This window comes from Amycolatopsis iheyensis (assembly GCF_024703995.1).
GTDB classification, from domain to species: domain Bacteria; phylum Actinomycetota; class Actinomycetes; order Mycobacteriales; family Pseudonocardiaceae; genus Amycolatopsis; species Amycolatopsis iheyensis.
Genome location: NZ_JAMXQV010000004.1, coordinates 166,895 through 184,395, shown reverse-complemented (window position 1 = coordinate 184,395; position 17,501 = coordinate 166,895). Strand labels below are relative to the sequence as shown.

At 71.8% G+C, this 17,501-nt stretch carries 17 protein-coding genes; 10 read left to right on the top strand and 7 right to left on the bottom strand.

Annotated features, from left to right (window positions below):
* Window positions 1-10: 10 nt before the first annotated feature.
* Entirely contained in the window at window positions 11-1,564 is a 1,554-nt protein-coding gene (locus M8542_RS10655; RefSeq protein WP_257919902.1) for an NCS1 family nucleobase:cation symporter-1, read from the bottom strand.
* A 220-nt stretch (window positions 1,565-1,784) separates the two neighbouring features.
* Here M8542_RS10655 and M8542_RS10650 point away from each other — a divergent pair, with 220 nt between their 5' ends.
* From M8542_RS10650 to M8542_RS10640, 3 genes are all read left to right on the top strand, one after another.
* Complete coding sequence (locus tag M8542_RS10650) at window positions 1,785-2,480, top strand: response regulator transcription factor (protein ID WP_257919901.1); 696 nt, start codon at window positions 1,785-1,787, stop codon at window positions 2,478-2,480.
* Window positions 2,477-3,463, top strand: a complete 987-nt coding sequence (locus M8542_RS10645) for a HAMP domain-containing sensor histidine kinase (RefSeq protein ID WP_257919900.1) — start codon at window positions 2,477-2,479, stop codon at window positions 3,461-3,463. Before M8542_RS10650 ends, M8542_RS10645 begins: the two co-directional genes overlap by 4 nt.
* A gap of 772 nt (window positions 3,464-4,235) precedes the next feature.
* Window positions 4,236-5,621 (top strand): DUF4153 domain-containing protein, encoded by a 1,386-nt coding sequence (locus M8542_RS10640; protein WP_257919899.1) that lies wholly within the window; start codon window positions 4,236-4,238, stop codon window positions 5,619-5,621.
* Between the two features lie 93 nt (window positions 5,622-5,714).
* Here the strand turns inward: M8542_RS10640 and M8542_RS10635 are convergent, their stop codons facing one another.
* On the bottom strand, window positions 5,715-6,077 hold the full coding sequence (locus M8542_RS10635; protein ID WP_257919898.1) for an SSI family serine proteinase inhibitor: 363 nt from the start codon (window positions 6,075-6,077) through the stop codon (window positions 5,715-5,717).
* 28 nt (window positions 6,078-6,105) lie between these two features.
* Complete coding sequence (locus M8542_RS10630) at window positions 6,106-7,740, bottom strand: PucR family transcriptional regulator (protein ID WP_257919897.1); 1,635 nt, start codon at window positions 7,738-7,740, stop codon at window positions 6,106-6,108.
* A gap of 141 nt (window positions 7,741-7,881) precedes the next feature.
* On the opposite strand from M8542_RS10630, the gene M8542_RS10625 reads away from it, so the two are divergent.
* Window positions 7,882-9,372, top strand: coding sequence for a CoA-acylating methylmalonate-semialdehyde dehydrogenase (locus tag M8542_RS10625; RefSeq protein WP_257919896.1), 1,491 nt, complete (start codon window positions 7,882-7,884; stop codon window positions 9,370-9,372).
* Here the strand turns inward: M8542_RS10625 and M8542_RS10620 are convergent.
* The 4 genes from M8542_RS10620 to M8542_RS10605 are packed head-to-tail and all read right to left on the bottom strand — an operon-like array spanning window position 9,369 to window position 11,912.
* Window positions 9,369-9,851 carry a hypothetical protein gene (locus tag M8542_RS10620; protein ID WP_257919895.1) on the bottom strand — a complete coding sequence of 161 codons (483 nt, stop codon included), beginning with the start codon at window positions 9,849-9,851 and terminating at the stop codon, window positions 9,369-9,371. The two genes, M8542_RS10625 and M8542_RS10620, sit on opposite strands and share 4 nt — an antisense overlap.
* Window positions 9,848-11,032 (bottom strand): hypothetical protein, encoded by a 1,185-nt coding sequence (locus M8542_RS10615; protein WP_257919894.1) that lies wholly within the window; start codon window positions 11,030-11,032, stop codon window positions 9,848-9,850. The genes M8542_RS10620 and M8542_RS10615 overlap by 4 nt, the downstream gene beginning before the upstream one ends.
* Window positions 11,029-11,355: a type VII secretion target gene (locus tag M8542_RS10610; protein ID WP_257919893.1), complete on the bottom strand. Its 327-nt coding sequence runs from the start codon at window positions 11,353-11,355 to the stop codon at window positions 11,029-11,031. The genes M8542_RS10615 and M8542_RS10610 overlap by 4 nt, the downstream gene beginning before the upstream one ends.
* The gene (locus M8542_RS10605; RefSeq protein ID WP_257919892.1) at window positions 11,355-11,912 is read right to left on the bottom strand and encodes a YbaB/EbfC family nucleoid-associated protein; all 558 of its coding nucleotides are present in this window, start codon (window positions 11,910-11,912) and stop codon (window positions 11,355-11,357) included. The genes M8542_RS10610 and M8542_RS10605 overlap by 1 nt, the downstream gene beginning before the upstream one ends.
* A gap of 140 nt (window positions 11,913-12,052) precedes the next feature.
* Here M8542_RS10605 and hrcA point away from each other — a divergent pair, with 140 nt between their 5' ends.
* From hrcA to ybeY, 6 genes are all read left to right on the top strand, one after another.
* Window positions 12,053-13,075 (top strand): heat-inducible transcriptional repressor HrcA, encoded by a 1,023-nt coding sequence (gene hrcA / locus M8542_RS10600; RefSeq protein WP_257919891.1) that lies wholly within the window; start codon window positions 12,053-12,055, stop codon window positions 13,073-13,075.
* 31 nt (window positions 13,076-13,106) lie between these two features.
* Complete coding sequence (gene dnaJ, locus M8542_RS10595) at window positions 13,107-14,270, top strand: molecular chaperone DnaJ (protein WP_257919890.1); 1,164 nt, start codon at window positions 13,107-13,109, stop codon at window positions 14,268-14,270.
* Window positions 14,271-14,272: 2 nt separating this feature from the next.
* Window positions 14,273-15,025, top strand: a complete 753-nt coding sequence (locus tag M8542_RS10590) for a 16S rRNA (uracil(1498)-N(3))-methyltransferase (protein ID WP_257919889.1) — start codon at window positions 14,273-14,275, stop codon at window positions 15,023-15,025.
* A 358-nt stretch (window positions 15,026-15,383) separates the two neighbouring features.
* Window positions 15,384-15,767 carry a histidine triad nucleotide-binding protein gene (locus tag M8542_RS10585; RefSeq protein ID WP_257919888.1) on the top strand — a complete coding sequence of 128 codons (384 nt, stop codon included), beginning with the start codon at window positions 15,384-15,386 and terminating at the stop codon, window positions 15,765-15,767.
* A gap of 86 nt (window positions 15,768-15,853) precedes the next feature.
* A complete protein-coding gene (locus M8542_RS10580; protein ID WP_257919887.1) occupies window positions 15,854-16,930 on the top strand; it encodes a PhoH family protein in 1,077 nt (358 codons plus the stop codon).
* Complete coding sequence (ybeY, locus tag M8542_RS10575; RefSeq protein ID WP_257919886.1) at window positions 16,927-17,496, top strand: rRNA maturation RNase YbeY; 570 nt, start codon at window positions 16,927-16,929, stop codon at window positions 17,494-17,496. The genes M8542_RS10580 and ybeY overlap by 4 nt, the downstream gene beginning before the upstream one ends.
* Window positions 17,497-17,501 lie beyond the last annotated feature (5 nt).

The window sequence follows — 17,501 nt, the reverse complement described above, 5'->3', positions numbered from 1 at the left end:
GGACTCCTTGTCACCCGTCCACCGCTGCTGGATCAATCCGGCTCGGACGACGCTCACTTGCTTCCTCCTTGTTAGCGGATACCGACAGGGCGGCGAAGACGACGAACGCGCCGACGAAGCCGACCACCCAGTTGTAGTCGTAAAGGGGCTTGAGGAACGGGATCAGGCCGCTGTCGGGGAAGGGGCCACCATAGGCACCACCGACGGCGAGAACGGCTCCGACCAGCGTCGCGACCAACGCGCGCCAGTTCCAGCCGCCACTGAACCAATACACCCCATCGGGTGTGTAGAGGTCCTTGAGACGCAGCTTCGTGCGGGCGATCACCCAGTAGCCCGCGACGAGCACCCCGGCGACCGCGCCGAGCAGGCCGCCGTAGAAGCCGAGCCAGGCGAAGATGTAGATGTTCGGGTCGGAGTACAGCCGCCACGGCTGGATGAGGATGCCGATGACGCCGGTGATCCCGCCGCCGACCGCGAACGTGATCTTCTTCGGGAAGGCGTTCGAGAAGTCGTAGGACGGGCTGACGACGTTGGCCGCGAGGTTCGCCGAGATCGTGGCCAGCACCAGCGCGACCAGCGCGACGACGACCACGACCGGGCTGGTGAACTTGTCGGCCAGCTGCGCCGGGTCCCAGATGTCCTCGCCGTAGAGGACGTGCCCGCCCGACGTCGTCAGGATGGCCACGATCGCGATGAACGTCATCGTGGTGGGCAGGCCGAGGATCTGGCCGCGGACCTGCTTGCGCTGGCTGCCGCCGAAGCGCGTGAAGTCCGGCATGTTCAGCGAGAGCGTCGACCAGAACGCGATCATCGCCATCAGCGACGGCGCGAACACCTTCCAGAAGTCCGGGCCCCAGCCGAGCTTGCCGCCGTCGGACAGGATCGGACCGAGCCCGCCCGCCTTGACCAGCACGTACCCGAGCATGATCAGGAAGCCGACCGACACCAGCGGCGCCGTCCAGTTCTCGAACCGGCGGACCGCCTCCATGCCGCGCCAGATGATCAGCATCTGCCCGATCCAGAAGACCACGAAGGACAGCCACAGTGTCCAGTGCTGCCCGGCGATCACCGACGAGTCACGCCACCACGAGCCGAGCAGCCGGCCGAGGATGACGTAGATGGCCTCACCGCCGACCCACGTCTGGATGCCGAACCAGCCGCACGCGATGAACGCGCGCAGCAGCGCGGCCAGGTTGGCGCCGCGCAGGCCGTAGAACGCGCGGGCGAACACCGGGAACGGGATGCCGTACTTCGTGCCGGCGTGGCTGTTGAGCAGCATCGGCGCCAGCACGATCAGGTTGCCGATGGTGATCGTGATCAGTGCCTGCACCCAGTTCATGCCGAGCGCGATCAGTGACGCGGCCAGGGCGTAGCTGGGGATGTTGTGCGCCATCCCCATCCAGAGCGCGAAGTAGTTGTAAGTGGTCCAGGTCCGCTTTTCGACGGGGACGGGTGCCAGTTCGGAGTTGAAGAACCGGCTGCCTTCGAGAGACGGGACGTCGGCGGGGTCGAGCTCGACCCGGCCGTCGTCGTGCACGCGCTGGTCTGCGGGTGTCGGCGCCATTGCGGAATCCTGCGCGCCCGGTTGTGACCGGGGCAACGGCAGACTGTTCACTCTTCGCTGATCAGGAGTGCAGTCTGTCGATTGCGCGAACCGGCGCCGGAGTGCATGACCTGCGTCACACCACCGATCGTCATGAACCGGCAAAGCGGCTGAAACGTCTCCACAGGATCTTCACACTTCGCGCGAACCGTCTCCACCGGGGGTGCATAGGGTCGTGGCCATGGAACTGGGTGGGCGGCGGGTGCTGGTCGTCGAGGACGACGTCACGATCGCCGCGTCGATCGCGGCCCGGCTGCGGGCCGAGGGGTTCAGTGTGGACGTCGCCCACGACGGGCCGGCGGCGGTCTCGGCCGAGGCGTCCGGGGAGCCGGACCTCGTCGTGCTGGACGTCATGCTGCCGGGGTTCGACGGGCTCGAGGTCTGCCGCCGGATCCAGGGCCGGCGGCCGGTGCCGGTGCTGATGCTGACCGCGCGGGCCGACGAGACGGACATGCTGGTCGGGCTGGGGGTCGGCGCCGACGACTACCTCACGAAGCCGTTCTCGATGCGGGTGCTCACCGCGCGGGTGCACGCGCTGCTGCGGCGGGTGGAGCGGTCTTCGGCCGGTGCTTCGGGGGCCCGGATCGTGCTGGGCGACCTCGAGATCGACGTCGACCAGCGGCGGGTCGCCCGGGCGGGCGTCGCGGCGCAGCTGACGCCGATCGAGTTCGACCTGCTGGTGCACTTCGCGCGGCGGCCGCGGGTGGTGCAGCCGCGGGAACGGCTGCTGTCGGAGGTGTGGGACTGGGACGTCCACGGCACGTCCGCGGGCACCCGGGCGGTGGACAGCCACATCAAGGCGCTGCGGCGGAAGCTCGGGGCGGACCTGATCCGGACCGTGCACGGCGTCGGGTACGCGTTGGAGGCGGGAGCGTGAACCTCGTGCCGCGGCCGCTGGACCGGATCCGGTCGATCAAGCTGAAGCTGGCGATCCTCATGGTGGCGTCCGGTGGGGTCGCGTTCGCGTTCTTCAACTGGCAGATCGGCTGGCTGCCGCCGAAGACGACGATCACGGCGATGGTGCTGGCGCTGGTGTTGTCGCAGGTGCTGGCGCACGGGATGACGCGGCCGCTGCGCGAGATGACGGCGGCGGCGCGGGCGATGGCGAAGGGCGACTACACGCGCCGGATCCGCGCGACCACCCGCGACGAGGTGGGATCGCTGGCGCGGGCGTTCAACCAGATGGCGGGGGACCTGGGGGACGCGGACCGGCAGCGCCGCGAGCTGATCGCGAACGTGTCGCACGAGCTGCGGACGCCGATCACGGCGTTGAACGGGGTGCTGGAGAACCTGGTCGACGGCGTCGAGGACGCCGATCCCGCGACGTTGAAGACGGCGTTGCAGCAGACCGAGCGGCTGGCGACGCTGGTGGACGAGCTGCTCGACCTGTCGCGGCTCGACGCCGGGGCGATCCCGCTGCACAAGACGTCGTTTTCGCTGTCTTCGCTGCTTTCCTCGGCCGTCTCCGAGGCGGCTTTGGTGCGCGGCGTGACGTTCTCGGTGTCGGTTTCGCCGCCGGACGTGGTCGTGGTGGCGGATCGCGGGCGGCTGTTCCAGGTGGTGGCGAACCTGCTGGAGAACGCGGTCCGCCACGGCCCGGCGGGTGGTTCGGTGCGGGTGCTGGCGGAGGCGCGCCCGGGCGAGGTGCGGATCGACGTGTGCGACGAGGGCCCGGGCATCTCCCCGGCCGATCGCGAGCGCGTGTTCGAGCGGTTCACGCGGGGCGAGCGGCCGTCGGGCGGGGGCACGGGGCTCGGGCTGGCGATCGCCCGGTGGGCGGTGGAGCTGCACGGCGGGACGATCGAGGTCGTGTCCGCCGGGCCGGGCAGCCGGATCAGGGTGACGCTGCCGACGGGCTGAGGTCTTTTCCGGCGGCGAGCGGTCCGCTCGCCGCCGGGTATTTGCGAACGCGAACTCGCGCGGCTCGGCGGGGCTTCGCGCGGAGAAAGCAGGCGAGATGCCGAAGAACAGGATCGGGGATGCGGGGCTGGTGCCGCGGGGTAAGCGGTCGAGCGCTGCGGCCGGGGCGGCCTACCGGGGCGGCTCTGCGGGTGAGGTGGTCGAGGAGGAAGGCGGCGGGGTGGGGCGTGCCGGCGCCGTGGCCGGGGCGGATCGGCGTGGCTCGGCGGGTGAGGTGGTCGGGGAGGAAGGCGGCGCGGTGGGTGGTCGCTCGCGGGCGGGTGGCTCTGCGGGAGGTGCGGTCGGGAGGAGAGGTGGCGGGGTAGGGCGTGCCGGCGCCGTGGCCGGGGCGGCCGATCGGCGTGGCTCGGCCGGTGAGGTGGTCGGGGAGGAAGGCGGCGCGGTGGGTGGTCGCCCGCGGGCGGGTGGCTCTGCGGGAGATGTGGTCGGGGAGAGAGGCGGCGGCGTGGGGCGTGCCGGCGCCGTGGCCGGGGTGGACCGGCGTGGCTCGGCGGGTGATGTGGTCGGGGAGAGCGCCGGCGCGGTGGGTCGGGCCGGCGCTGCGGTGGGCGGTCGCTCGCGGGCGGGTGGCGCGGGGGCGAGCGCGCGAGCGGCTGCGGGTGGCGATGCCGTGCCGGTGAGCCCGGCCGGTGGCGTTGCCGTGGCCGCGCCACCTGTCCTCATGCGCCCTCTCCCGCCGCCCAAGTCCGCCGTTGTTCCGCTTCCTCCCGCCGTGCTGCCCGCCGCCACCCTGGCCGGCGTTGCCGGTGCGCTCCTGCTGCCCGTCGACCGGCCCGGGGCCGGGTGGTTCCTCTCCGGGCTGGCCGTCGTCGTCGCTGTCTTCGTCGCCGATCGGCGGTCGCGGGGCGATGGCGGCGACAGTCCCTTCACCTGGGTCAACGCCACCTGGGCGGGGCTCACCCTCGCGCTCCTCGCGATGGGCGCCGTCCGGGCGTCGGAGTGGCTGTTCGTCCTCTGCGTGCTCGGCGCCTTCGGCACCGGGTCGCTCGCCGTCGTCGGGGCGCGGACCGTCCACTCCGTCCTCTACGACGTGCTCGCCGTCCCGCTCGAAGCCCTGCGCGCCATCCCCTGGGCGGGCCGCGGGGTGGGCCGCTTCACCGCCCGCCGCGACGGGGTCGCGCGGCGGATCGCGCTCGCCGTGCTGGCCGCCGCCGCGCTCGTCGCCGTCTTCGTGCCCCTGCTCGCCAGCGCCGACGCCGCCTTCGCCGCCGTCGTCAACGCCATGATCCCCGATCTCAGCTTCGCTACCCTCGCGCGGTGGCTCGGGGTGTTCGCCGTCGTCGCGTTGCTCGTCGCCGGGGCGTGTTACTTCCTCGCCGCGCCACCGCACCGCGCGTCCGCCGAACGTCCGCACCGGGACAAGTACGGTCTGGAGTGGACAGTCCCGCTCGGTGTCCTCGTGCTGCTGTTCAGCGTGTTCGTCGGCGTCCGGCTGGTCGTGCTGTTCGGTGGCACCGAGTACGTCCTGCGCACCAGCGGCCTGACGTCGGCGGAGTACGCCCGCAGCGGCTTCTGGCAGCTGTGCGCCGTCACCGTGCTGACCCTCGCGATCGTCGGCGCGGCCCTGCGCTGGGCGCCGGACGTGACCAAGGCCGACCGGCTTCGCCAGCGCGTCCTGCTCGGGGCGCTCAGCGTGCTGAGCCTGGTGCTCGTCGGCTCCGCGTTGAGTCGCATGTGGACCTACCAGGAAGCGTACGGCTTCACCGTGCTGCGCCTGCTCGTCGAGGTCTGCGAACTCTGGTTCGGCGGGGTGTTCGTGCTCGTCTGCGCGTCGCTGGTGAAGCTGCGCTCGGCGTGGCTGCCCCGCGCGGCGATCGGCACGGCCGCCGCGGCGCTGCTCGTGCTCGCCGTCCTGGATCCCGAACGGCTGATCGCCGACGCCAACCTCGACCGCGCCGCCGCCGGAAAACCCCTGGACCACCGGTACCTCGCCGGGTTCTCCGCCGACGTCGTCCCGGTGGTTTCGGCGCGGCTGCCGGAACCCCTGCGCACGTGCGTGCTGCGCCAGGTCCTCGACGGCGACCCGGCGGACGGCTGGCCCGCCTGGAACCTGAGCCGGTCAGCGGCGCGTGACGTACCTCTCGGCAGCTGTCACTGAACCGAACCGCGTCGCTGTGCGTAGTTAAGAACGTCGCGCGGTAGCCACCGGGTCGTCGTGGGGGCGGCCCGGCGGCTGCCGCGTGTCCGGACGTCAGAAGGCGAAGACGTCGTCCGAGTCGCGGTCGGCCGCGCAGCGGTTCGGGTACGTCGTGTGGAACGACACCGGCTTGCCGCGCCAGGTGCCGACCGCCGTGACGTCGACCGGGGCGTAGATCAGCGTGCACGCCTGGTGCCGCGCGTTGATCCGGGAAAAGTCGCCGCCGGCGCTCGACAGCACCGCGCACGCCTTGTCGTGCTTCGGGTGCGTGCCGCCCGCCGGCTCGCAGGTGAGGACGACCGAGCCGATGCGGTTGGCGGTGTCGTGGCTGGTCAGCTGCAGGGTCGACGCCGGGGGTTGCGCCGGCGCGAGGCAGCTCAGGCTCAGCACGCAGGCAGCAAGGGGGAGGAGGGCCATATCGGTTCCATCGGCAGCCCGGGGCCGATCACTGTGTTCCTCGTCCGGGTGAGTCTTCTTCGCTCGTCCGAGTGAGGTCCAAGGCCAGCAACGCGACGTAGAGCGAGAGCATCGACTCCGGGTCCTCCAGCCGGACGCCGAGGACCTGCTCGATCCGGGCGAGCTGCTGGTAGTACGCCGTCCGCGAAGTGTGGGCCGCCGCGGCCGCCGCCGACTTGTTGCCGCCGTGCTCGCAGTAGTGCCGCAGCGCCTGGAGGAGCCGGCTCCCGGCCGCGGCGTCGCGCTGCAGCAGCGGACCCAGCTCGCGCTGGGCGAACGCCGTCACGCGCTCGTCGCCCGACAACAGGTGCAGCAGGCCGCGCAGCCGGACGTCGGACAGCCGGTGCAGCACGCGCTCGACGCCCGCGCCGAGCGCCGCCGCCGCGACCTGGCCGGCCTCGTGCAGCGTCCGGCCCGCTTCGGCCGGCGACGTCACCGTCGTGCCGACCGCGAGCACGCCCGGCGCGCTGCCCCGGGCCTCGCGGACGTCGCCGGCGAGCCGGTGCAGCACGGTGTCGGCGTTCGCCTCCGGGGACAGCGCGATCAGCGCCCGCACCCCGAGCTCGTCGGTCGCCACCAGCGCCGCCACCTTCGCCCGGCGCGCGGCCAGTACCGTCGCCTCGGCCAGCTCACGCACCACCGGCGGGGTGGAAAGCGCCGGCCGGTGGCCGATCAGCTTGGGCCGCACCGCCAGCCCGACCAGCTGCCGCCCGGTGAGCGGCACGGCCAGCGCCGAAGCCCGCGCCAGCAGCTCCGCCGACGGCGCCGGCGACGCGAGCAGCTCGGTGAGCACCGCGCGGTGGGCCTGCCGCTCGAGCCCGTCGGAATCCTTGGCGACCAGCCGGTGCACGGCCAGCGCGGACGCGGCCCGCTCGGCGACCACCCGGTGGCGGTGCGGCGGCGGGTCGGCGCAGACGACGACCAGCCGCCCCCAGTCGTGCCCGCGCGCGCCGACCACGGTGACCAGCCAGCCCGAACCGGGGTGGTAGCCGGTCCGCTCGCCGAGCTGGACCACGCGGGAGCGAGCGGGCCAGCCGGTGAGCAGCTCGCCGGGGTCGGCGCCGGCCGCGTCGTAGGCCAGGACCTCGTGCGACAGCGTCTCCAGCACCACCGGCTGCTCGGTCAGCCGGGCGACCTCGCCCAGCACGACGCCGGGTTCGGCACCGGCGACGGTCAGCGCGGTGAACGTCTCGTGCACCCGCTCGGCGGCCCGCAGCTCGGCGACCTGGGCGTCGACGATCTGGCCGTTCACCGCCTCGGTGACGCTCACGTACCGCGTCTCGCGCGAGAGCGTGACCAGCGGCAGGCCGTGCGCCTCGGCCGCCTCGACCAGCGCGGCGGGCAGCTTGTCGCTCCAGTGCCGGACCAGCTCGATCACCAGGCCGGCGGCGCCGACCCCGGCCAGGTCGGCGACGTACCGGGCGAGCGCCGCGCCGTCGTCGGGCAGCGCGACGCCGGTGGTCAGCACCAGCTCGCCACCGCGCAGCAGGTGCGCGATGTCGGCCACCTCGGCCACGTGCGCCCAGCGCACCGGCGCGTCGAGCCCGGCCGAGCCCGCGACGACGTGGGGACGGCCCTGGCGCAGCACGGGCAGCGCGAGCACCTCGGCGACGGTCGGGTACATGGCTCCTCGGGTCTGAGGGTCTGATCGGCAGGGACAGACTGTACGGCCGGGAGCCGACTGACGTACACGTTGTCGATGGCGTTGGCGTGGCGGGTGCCCGGAGACTCGCAGGGGAAGTCCCCGAGCGAAGGAGCGCGTGCCGTGACCGACCGCATCAGCCACTGGATCGACGGCAAGCCGTTCACCGGGACCGCCGCGCGGTCGGGCGAGGTGTTCGACCCCGCCACCGGGCAGGTCCGGGCCCACGTCGACTTCGCCGGTGACGCCGAGGTCGAAGCCGCCGTCGCCGCGGCCAAGGCGGCGCTGCCGGGCTGGCGCGGGACGTCGCTGGCCGGCCGGACGCGGGTGCTGTTCGCCTTCCGCGAGCTGCTCGCCGCCCGCAAGCACGAGCTCGCCAAGATCGTCACGAGCGAGCACGGCAAGGTCGAGTCCGACGCCGCCGGCGAGGTCGCCCGCGCGATCGAGAACGTCGAGTACGCCTGCGGCGCGGCCCAGCTGCTCAAGGGCGGGTTCAGCGAGAACGCCTCCACCGGCGTCGACGTCTACTCGATCGCCCAGCCCCTCGGCGTGGTCGGCGTGATCTCGCCGTTCAACTTCCCGGCCATGGTGCCGCTCTGGTTCGTCCCGAACGCGCTGGCCTGCGGCAACACCGTCGTGCTCAAGCCGAGCGAGAAGGACCCGTCGGCCGCGGTGTTCATGGCCGAGCTGTTCGCCGAAGCCGGGCTGCCGGCGGGCGTGCTGAACGTGCTGCACGGCGACAAGGCGGCGGTCGACGGGCTGCTCACCCACGACGACGTCAAGGCGATCTCGTTCGTCGGGTCGACGCCGATCGCCCGCTACGTCTACGAAACCGGCACTCGGCACGGAAAGCGCGTCCAGGCGCTCGGCGGCGCGAAGAACCACATGGTCGTCCTGCCCGACGCCGACCTCGACCTGGCCGCGGACGCCGCGGTGTCGGCCGGCTTCGGCTCGGCGGGCGAACGCTGCATGGCGGTCTCGGTGGTGGTCGCGGTCGACCCGGTCGGCGACGAGCTGGTCGCGAAGATCACCGAGCGGATGTCCCGGCTGCGCGTCGGCGACGGCCGCGACCCCGAGTCGGAGATGGGCCCGCTGGTGACGGCGGCGCACCACGAGCGGGTTTCGTCCTATGTGGACGCCGGCGTTTCCTCGGGCGCGTCGCTCGTCGTGGACGGGCGCGGGATCGAGGTCCCGGGCGACGGCTTCTGGCTCGGCCCGACGCTGTTCGACCACGTCCGCCCGGAGATGTCGATCTACACCGACGAGATCTTCGGCCCGGTGCTGGCGGTCGCCCGCGCCACCTCCTACGACGACGCGCTGGACCTGATCAACGCGAACCCCTACGGCAACGGCACGGCGATCTTCACCGGCGACGGCGCGGCGGCCCGGCGGTTCCAGAACGAGGTCGAGGTCGGCATGGTCGGCGTGAACGTCCCGATCCCGGTCCCGGTGGGCTACTACTCCTTCGGCGGCTGGAAGGACTCGCTGTTCGGGGACAGCCACGCCTACGGGCCCGAGGGGTTCCACTTCTTCACGCGGACGAAGGTCGTGACGTCGCGGTGGCCGAACCGCTCGCACGCCGGGGTGAACCTGGGCTTCCCGCGCAACTCCTAAGCCGGGAGGACGTTGACGAGCAGCTTCGTGCGCGGAGTCAGGTAGACGGCGTTCGTCCGCTCCGCCTGGATCCGCGCACGCAGCTCGCGGTCGTCGAGCCGGAAGCTGCGGCCCTCGACCACCAGGTAGGTGAACCACATCCGGTCCATGACGGTGTAGAGGTAGATCGGGTACTGCCCGGGCTCGGGCCGCTTGCCGTGCACCTTGCCGAAGTCGTGCGTCCAGCCGGTGACCACGACCAGCCGCCCGCTGCCGGCCTCCGCCAGGCGCCGGCCGCAGACGAAGGCGAACCACGCCGTCACCAGGAGGATCGGGACGGTGGCGGCCGCGACGCCGTCGGCGATCGCGAGCGAGGTGAGCACGAGCCCGGCGAGCACCAGCACCGCCGCCGTCCAGAAGGTGCCGTCGAGCAGCTTCCCGCGCTGCGAAGGGTGGAGCCGGCCTTCGCGGTTGGCCAGCTCCACGTCGGCGACCGTCACTCGGGGTGCTCCTTTTCGTACGCCTCCTGGGTTTCGTGGTAGCGGTCGCGCTGTTCGTTCTCCTGGCGGCGGCCTTCGGTCACCACACCCGTGGTGTCCGCGGTGTTCCAGCCCGGGAACCCACCGGACTCCTGCCACGCGCCCGGCTTGAGCGTGCTGCGGCCGTCCTCGGAGAACTTCTCGCCGAGGCCTTCGACCTTGTCCCGCCCGGGCACCTTGTCCGCCCAGGCGTCCTTCCAGCCGTCGGCCGTCTCCTCGGCGGACTTCGCCTCCCGGCCCGCCTGCTTGAGCTCGTTGGCCTTGCGCTCGATGCCCGCGGCCGTGTCGACGCTCTTGTCCACGATCTTGTCGACGCCCTTGCCGACCTTCTTCAGCGCGTTTGCCGCGCCTTCCAGGGCCGCCTTCGACTTGCCCGCGCCCTTCGCGAGGCTCTCCAGCTTCTCGACGACCTTCGCGATCCGCGTGCTGATCTTCTCCGCCAGCACGCCGCCCTCGACGACGGTGTCGGCGATGAACGCCGCGATCGTGCCGCCGAAGGTGCACCACGACGCGGCCAGCGCGGCCAGCGCCTTCACGATCAGCTCTCCGACGAACGACGAGATCATGTCGCGGATCAGCCCGCGCTCGGTGCCGACGAGCGCGGCGCCGACGTTCATGGCCGTCGACGCGTCCCCGGCGTGCGACGCGGCTCCGCGCAGGACGCTGACGTAGCTTTCGGCCGTCTTCTGGTAGGCCTCGGCCGAGCCGCAGTCGCTGAAGGACTGCTGGACCTTCTTGGCCTGCTGCTCGTAGCTTTCGGCCGTCTCGGTGAGCGACTTCTGGATGTTCGACCAGGTCACGGCCTTGGCGGTGACGGCCTCGGGCTTCCCGGCCAGCTTGTCGAGGCCGTCCTTGAGGAAGCTGATGTGCTCGATGAGCCAGCCGACACCGGCGCTGGCCAGCGTGCCGAGCGGGTCCATCGCCGCGCCGAGCAGGTCGAGGGCGTCGGTGCCGACGTCCATCGCGAGGTTGCCCCAGTCGCCGTTCCGGGCGTCGGTGAGCGTCGACGCGGCGTCGCTGAAGATGCCGGCGCCGCCGGTCTGGGCGTTGAGGTTGTCCAGCTCGCCCTTCGAGCCGTCGCCCATGCCGCTCCAGAAGCCGCCGGGCGACTCGGAGGTGGCGACCAGCGCGTTCTCGGTCATGCGGGAAGCTCCTTGCCGATGCCCTCGATCAGGCACTTCGTGGTCTGTTCGTGCTCGCGGAACGCCGTGTGCGCGGTCTTCACGCGGTCCGCGACGTCGTGGCCGGCCTCGACGGCCGCGTTCAGGAAGCCGTCGGCGGTGTCGACCCACGCCTGGATCGGCACCGCGAACACCTGCCCGACCAGCCCGAACGCGTCGAAGTCGAGCGCGCCCGCGGTGCCCGCGGCCTCGACCGCCTCCTGCACGCGCCCGGCGATCTCCCGGATCTCGTCCTCGTGCCCGCCGAGGGCGTCGAAGTCCACTTTCATCGCTTCGCCCGCCATCAGAGCCCCCGGCGCAGGATCGGGCCGCCGAAGTCTTCGTCGTCGTCCGGGCGAGGCCGGGCCGGGCGCACCGGCGGCGGGGGCGGCGGCGGTGTTTCCCGCGGCGTTTCGGTGAATTCCCAGCGCGGTGGGGTGACCTGTTCTTCTTCGGGCAGTTCGGGCGTCGGGATCTGTTCCCGGAGGAAATGCATCGCGTCGCTGTCGGCGCCGATCACCGGCGCCATGACGGCGGCCAGCTGCTGGGCGGCGTCGACCTGCGCGCGCTTGGCGGCGGCGAGGACGGCCTGCGCGAGCCGGGCGCGGGGCAGCTCGTCCGCCCGCGGGCCGAACGTGAGTTCCTGCAGCGCACCGCTGGTGTTGACGGTGACCGTGACGGCCCCGTCGGCGCTCGACGCGGTCGCCGAGACCCGCTCGAGCCGGGCTTTCGCCTCGGCCGCGCGCCGGGCGATATCGGGCATTCCGGCCGAAGGGGGCTCGGGTGGGTTCACGGCGACCTCGGAATCGGGGGAGGGCATGCGGATCAGAGGCAGCAAACCGCTTTTCGGTTCCCGCTTCAAGCCGGGAATTCATTTCGAGAAGAATGCATGGGAGTTCGTTTGTATGCTCTTTACCCGGCGCGAACCCCCGGGGTTGAGCACGACCGGCTCAGGCTTCCGTAAACTCGGGGTGAGCAGCGAGCGAGGTAGGTGAGGAACCGGTGGCCAACGCGGACGAGCGCCGCTTCGACGTGCTGCGCGCGATCGTCGCCGACTACGTGTCCAACCAGGAACCGGTCGGCTCGAAGGCGATCGTCGAGCGGCACAACCTGGGGGTCTCCAGCGCCACCGTGCGCAACGACATGGCGACCCTCGAAGAAGAGGGCTACATCACCCAGCCGCACACCAGCGCCGGGCGCGTCCCGACCGACAAGGGCTACCGCCTCTTCGTCGACCGGCTCTCCGAGATCAAGCCGCTGAGCACCGCCGAGCGCAAGGCCATCACCACCTTCCTCGACAGCGGCACCGACCTCGACGACGTCCTGCGCCGGTCGGTCCGGCTGCTCGCGCAGCTGACCCGGCAGGTGGCCGTCGTCCAGTACCCGATGCTGACCAACGCCAAGGTGCGCCACCTCGAAGTGGTGCCGCTCACCCCGGCCCGGCTCATGCTGGTGCTGATCGCCGACAACGGGCGCGTCGACCAGCGCACGGTCGACCTCGGCGACGTCGTCTCCGAAGCCGACGTGACCCGGTTGCGCACGGTGCTCAACACGGCCATGTCCGGCCGGCGGCTCAACGAGGCCGCCGCGCGCGTGGCCGAGCTGCCCGACCAGGCCCCCGGGGAGCTGCGCGACGCGCTCATCCGCGTCACCACGGTCCTGGTCGAGTCGCTCGCCGAACACCCCGAGGAACGCCTGGTCCTCGGCGGCACCGCCAACCTGACCCGCAACGTCGCCGACTTCCCCGGCTCGCTGCGCCAGGTCCTCGAAGCACTCGAGGAGCAGGTCGTCGTGCTCAAGCTCCTCGCGGCCGCGCGCAACCCCGGTGCGATCACCGTGCGCATCGGTGAGGAAAATGAGGACGAGCAGATGCGCAGCACCTCGGTCGTTTCGATCGGTTACGGCCAGGACATGGTGCTCGGCGGCATGGGGGTGGTCGGCCCGACCCGGATGGACTACCCCGGCACGATCGCCGCGGTGCGCGCGGTCGCCAACTACGTGGGGCAGATCCTGCACGGCCGCTGAGCCGGGCAGAGCAGAAGGAGAAGCAGAGACGGTGGCGAGGGACTACTACGGCATCCTCGGGGTGGCCAAGAACGCGAGCGATCAGGACATCAAGCGCGCGTACCGGAAGCTGGCCAGGGAGCTGCACCCCGACGTCAACCCGTCGGAAGACGCGCAGCACAAGTTCGGCGAGGTCACGACGGCCTACGAGGTGCTGTCCGACCCGCAGAAGCGCAAGATCGTCGACCTCGGCGGCGACCCGATGGACGGCGGCGCGCGCGGCGGGGGCGGCGGCGACCCGTTCGCCGGGTTCGGCGGCCTCGGCGACATCATGGACGCCTTCTTCGGCGCGGCCGGCGGGGGTGGCGGCCGCGGGCGGGGCCCGCGCAGCCGCGTCCAGCCCGGCTCCGACGCCCTGATCCGGCTCGGCCTGTCCCTCGAGGAGTGCGCCACCGGGGTCGACAAGGAGATCGCCGTCGACACGGCGATCGTCTGCGACCTCTGCCGCGGCGCGGGCACCGCCGAGGGCACCGGCGTCAAGACGTGCGACACCTGCGGTGGCGCCGGCGAGGTCCAGTCCGTCCAGCGCTCGTTCCTCGGCCAGGTCGTCACCGCCCGCCCCTGCCCGGTCTGCCGCGGCTTCGGCGAGGTCATCCCGGACCCGTGCCGCCAGTGCGGCGGCGACGGCCGCATCCGCGCCCGCCGCAACGTCACGGCGAAGATCCCGCCGGGCGTCGGCGACGGCATGCGCATCCGGCTTTCCGGCCAGGGCGAGGTCGGCCCCGGCGGCGGCCCGGCCGGCGACCTGTACGTCGAGATCGACGAGACCCCGCACGAGGTCTTCGTCCGCCAGGGCCACGACCTGCACTGCAACTTCCGCATCCCGATGACCACCGCCGCCCTCGGCGCCACGGTGCCGATCGCGACGCTGGTCGACGGCGACTACGAGCTCGACGTCGAACCGGGCACCCAGCCCAACGCCGAGCTCGTCCTCACCGGCAAGGGCATGCCCCGGCTGCGGTCCTCCGGCCGCGTCGACGGCCGCGGCGACCTGCACGTCCACATCGACGTCCAGGTGCCGACCAAGCTCGACGAAGCCCAGCGCGAACTGCTGGTCGAGCTGGCCCAGCAGCGCGGCGAGGAGGCCCCGAGCCTCTCGGCCAACGGCAAGCACGGCGGCCTGTTCTCGAAGCTGCGCGCCAAGAACCACCGCTGACCGTGCCCGACACGACCCTGCCGGTCTTCCTCGCCGCGGCCGTGCCCACCGCGGGCACCGCGGTCCTCGACGGCGAGGAAGCCCGGCACGCGGCGACCGTCCGCCGCCTCCGCGCGGGGGAGCGGCTGGTGCTGTCCGACGGCGCGGGCACGATGGCCCGCTGCGTCGTCGAGGCCGTCCAGGCCGGCCGGGACGCCGCGGTCACCCTCACGGTCGAGGAGAGCTGGACGGAGGAGCCACCCGCGCTGCGCGTCGTGCTCGCCCAGGCCCTGGCCAAAGGCGACCGCGGTGAGCTCGCCGTCGAGCTGGCCACCGAAGCGGGCATCGACGCGATCGTGCCCTGGCGGGCCGCCCGCAGCGTCGCCAAGTGGGAGGACGGAGCGCGGGGCGACAAGGCCCTCGGCCGCTGGCGGGCGACTGCCCGGGCCGCCGCCAAGCAGGCTCGGCGGGCGCACGTGCCCGAGGTCGCCGAGCCGGTGACGACCGGCGAGCTGGCCGGGCTGGCTGCCACGATGTCGCTGGTCGTCGTGCTCGAGTCCGATGTTCCGGAGCGGCTCACCGATGTTTCGCTGCCCGACACCGGGGATCTGCTGCTGGTCGTGGGGCCCGAGGGTGGCATCACGGATCAGGAACTCGAGGCTTTGGTCGCGGCGGGGGCGCGGGCTGTGCGTCTCGGCACGACGGTCCTGCGCACCTCCACCGCGGCCGCGGTGGCGCTCGGTGCGCTCGGGGCTCTGACCAGCCGCTGGGCGTGAAAAGATCACCCACTGAAAAAATTTGCGCCGAGTTATGGCGCGATCACACTCTGACCGGTTACTCTCGTTTACTAGCGCGCCACACAAAGTTTCGGCGCGCCACTGGGAAGAATCAAGGACCCCGCCGGGCACCTCCCCCCTCGGTCCGGCGGAGCCGCGGCTGCGGTAGATCGACCCCCAGGGTCTACCGCGCCGCGGCGTTTTCTCTCGCTTCGCTCCTTCAAACGCCGCTTGCGTTCGTTGTGTTCTCTGGGGGTCAAACCCCCAGACCCCCAGCCGGGGGCAAGCCCCCGGACCCCCCGCGAGTTGCGTTGTGGGTTGGGTGGGTGCCGCGGGGGCGTTCAGTAGGGTGCTTCGCATGAGCCACGCTGACGCTGACGGTGACGCTGCCGACACTCTCTTCGAGAAGATCATTGCCGGGGAGATTCCTGCTGACGTCGTCTATCAGGACGCCAGCACCTTTGCCTTTCGGGATATTCGGCCTCAGGCGAAGGTTCACGTGCTTGTTGTGCCCAAGACGCGGTATCGGAACGTCGGGGAGCTGGCTGCTGCCGATCCGCAGCTTCTCAGTGAAGTTGTTGCCACTGCTCGTAAGGTTGCCGAGCTCGAGGGCATCGTCGAGAGCGGGTACCGGGTGGTCTTCAACACCGACTCCGATGCCGGGCAGACCGTCTTCCACGTGCACGCCCACGTGCTCGGCGGGGAGCCGCTCGGGTTGTTCGGGGCGCCGGACGAGGACTAGCGAAACCGGCCTGCGTCTTGTCGGTGGGTGCCAGTAGCATCGGTGGGGTCAGTAGTCCCTCACCGAGAAAGCAGGGCCGAGGCCACGTGGCCGGAACCGTACCGGGTGGAGCCGCCCGACCCGACGTCCCCGGGGACGCCGCCAAGACCGAGGACGCCGCCGCCCAGGCTGCGCAGTCCCGCTTCCCCATTCCCGACGCCGCCGCCCTCAGCCTGCTCGGCTCCCGCGACGAGAACCTGCGCGTCGCCGAGGAGCTCCTCGCCGCCGACGTGCACGTGCGCGGCAACGAGGTCACCCTGACCGGCGCCCCCGCCGATGTCGCGTTCGCCGAGCGCGTCTTCGCCGACCTCGTCACCCTCGCCACCGGCGGGCAGCAGGTCGGCCCGGACACCGTCCGCCGCACCATCGGGATGCTCTCCACCGGCGACGCGTCGCCGGCCGAGGTGCTCAGCCTCAACATCGTCTCCCGCCGCGGCAAGACCATCCGGCCCAAGACGCTCAACCAGAAGCGCTACGTCGACGCCATCGACAAGCACACCGTCGTCTTCGGCATCGGCCCGGCCGGCACCGGCAAGACCTACCTCGCCATGGCCAAGGCCGTCCAGGCCCTGCAGGCCAAGCAGGTCACCCGCATCGTGCTGACCCGCCCGGCCGTCGAAGCCGGCGAGCGCCTCGGCTACCTGCCCGGCACGCTCAACGAGAAGATCGACCCCTACCTGCGGCCGCTTTACGACGCGCTGCACGACATGGTCGAACCCGACTCGATCCCGCGGCTCATGCAGGCCGGCACCATCGAGATCGCGCCGCTGGCCTACATGCGCGGCCGTACCCTCAATGACGCCTTCATCATCCTCGACGAGGCCCAGAACACCACGCCCGAGCAGATGAAGATGTTCCTCACCCGCCTGGGCTTCGGCTCCAAGATCGTCGTCACCGGCGACATCACGCAGGTCGACCTGCCCAACGGGCAGCGCAGCGGCCTGCGCGTCGTGCGCGACATCCTCGGCTCGGTCGAAGGGCTGCACTTCTCCGAACTGACCAGCCAGGACGTCGTCCGGCACAAGCTCGTCGGCGACATCGTCGACGCCTACGAGAAGTGGCAGGCCGTGCAGGACGCCCAGGACCAGCAGCAGGGCAACGGCTGGAAGGGCAACCGTCGGTGAGCATCGAGATCGCCAACGAGTCCGGTGTCGACGTCGACGAGACGTCCATCGTCTCGGCCGCCCGCTACGCCCTCGACAAGATGGAGGTCAGCCCGCTCGCCGAGCTGTCCATCCTGCTGGTCACCCTCGACGTCATGGAAGACCTGCACGAGCGCTGGATGGACCTGCCAGGGCCCACCGACGTGATGGCCTTCCCGATGGACGAGCTCGACTCCTCCCGCCGCCCGGACGCGCCCGACGCGTCGCCGGCGCTGCTCGGCGACATCGTGCTCTGCCCGGCGTTCGCCAAGGACCAGGCCAAGACCGCGGGCCACGCCCTGATCGACGAGCTGCACCTGCTCACCGTGCACGGCTGCCTGCACCTGCTCGGCTACGACCACGCCGAGCCGGCCGAGGAGCGCGAGATGTTCGCCCTCCAGAAGCGGATCCTCGGCGAGTACCAGGACGCCGTCGCCGCGCTGGAGAAGCGCGACGCCCAGCGCAACACCGACGACCGAGTCCTCGGCATCGCCGGGCTCGACGCCGGCGCCCCGGCCACCGAGCCGCCCGCCGCGGAAACGCCCTAGTGCCC

Excerpts from the sequence above, each read along its gene's own strand:
- M8542_RS10630 (WP_257919897.1), bottom strand. The coding sequence starts at position 7,740 with ATGTACCCGACCGTCGCCGAGGTGCTCGCGCTGCCCGTGCTGCGCCAG.
- M8542_RS10650 (WP_257919901.1), top strand. The coding sequence starts at position 1,785 with ATGGAACTGGGTGGGCGGCGGGTGCTGGTCGTCGAGGACGACGTCACG.
- M8542_RS10610 (WP_257919893.1), bottom strand. The coding sequence starts at position 11,355 with ATGGCGGGCGAAGCGATGAAAGTGGACTTCGACGCCCTCGGCGGGCAC.
- M8542_RS10585 (WP_257919888.1), top strand. The coding sequence starts at position 15,384 with ATGAGCCACGCTGACGCTGACGGTGACGCTGCCGACACTCTCTTCGAG.
- M8542_RS10615 (WP_257919894.1), bottom strand. The coding sequence starts at position 11,032 with ATGACCGAGAACGCGCTGGTCGCCACCTCCGAGTCGCCCGGCGGCTTC.
- M8542_RS10655 (WP_257919902.1), bottom strand. The coding sequence starts at position 1,564 with ATGGCGCCGACACCCGCAGACCAGCGCGTGCACGACGACGGCCGGGTC.
- M8542_RS10635 (WP_257919898.1), bottom strand. The coding sequence starts at position 6,077 with ATGGCCCTCCTCCCCCTTGCTGCCTGCGTGCTGAGCCTGAGCTGCCTC.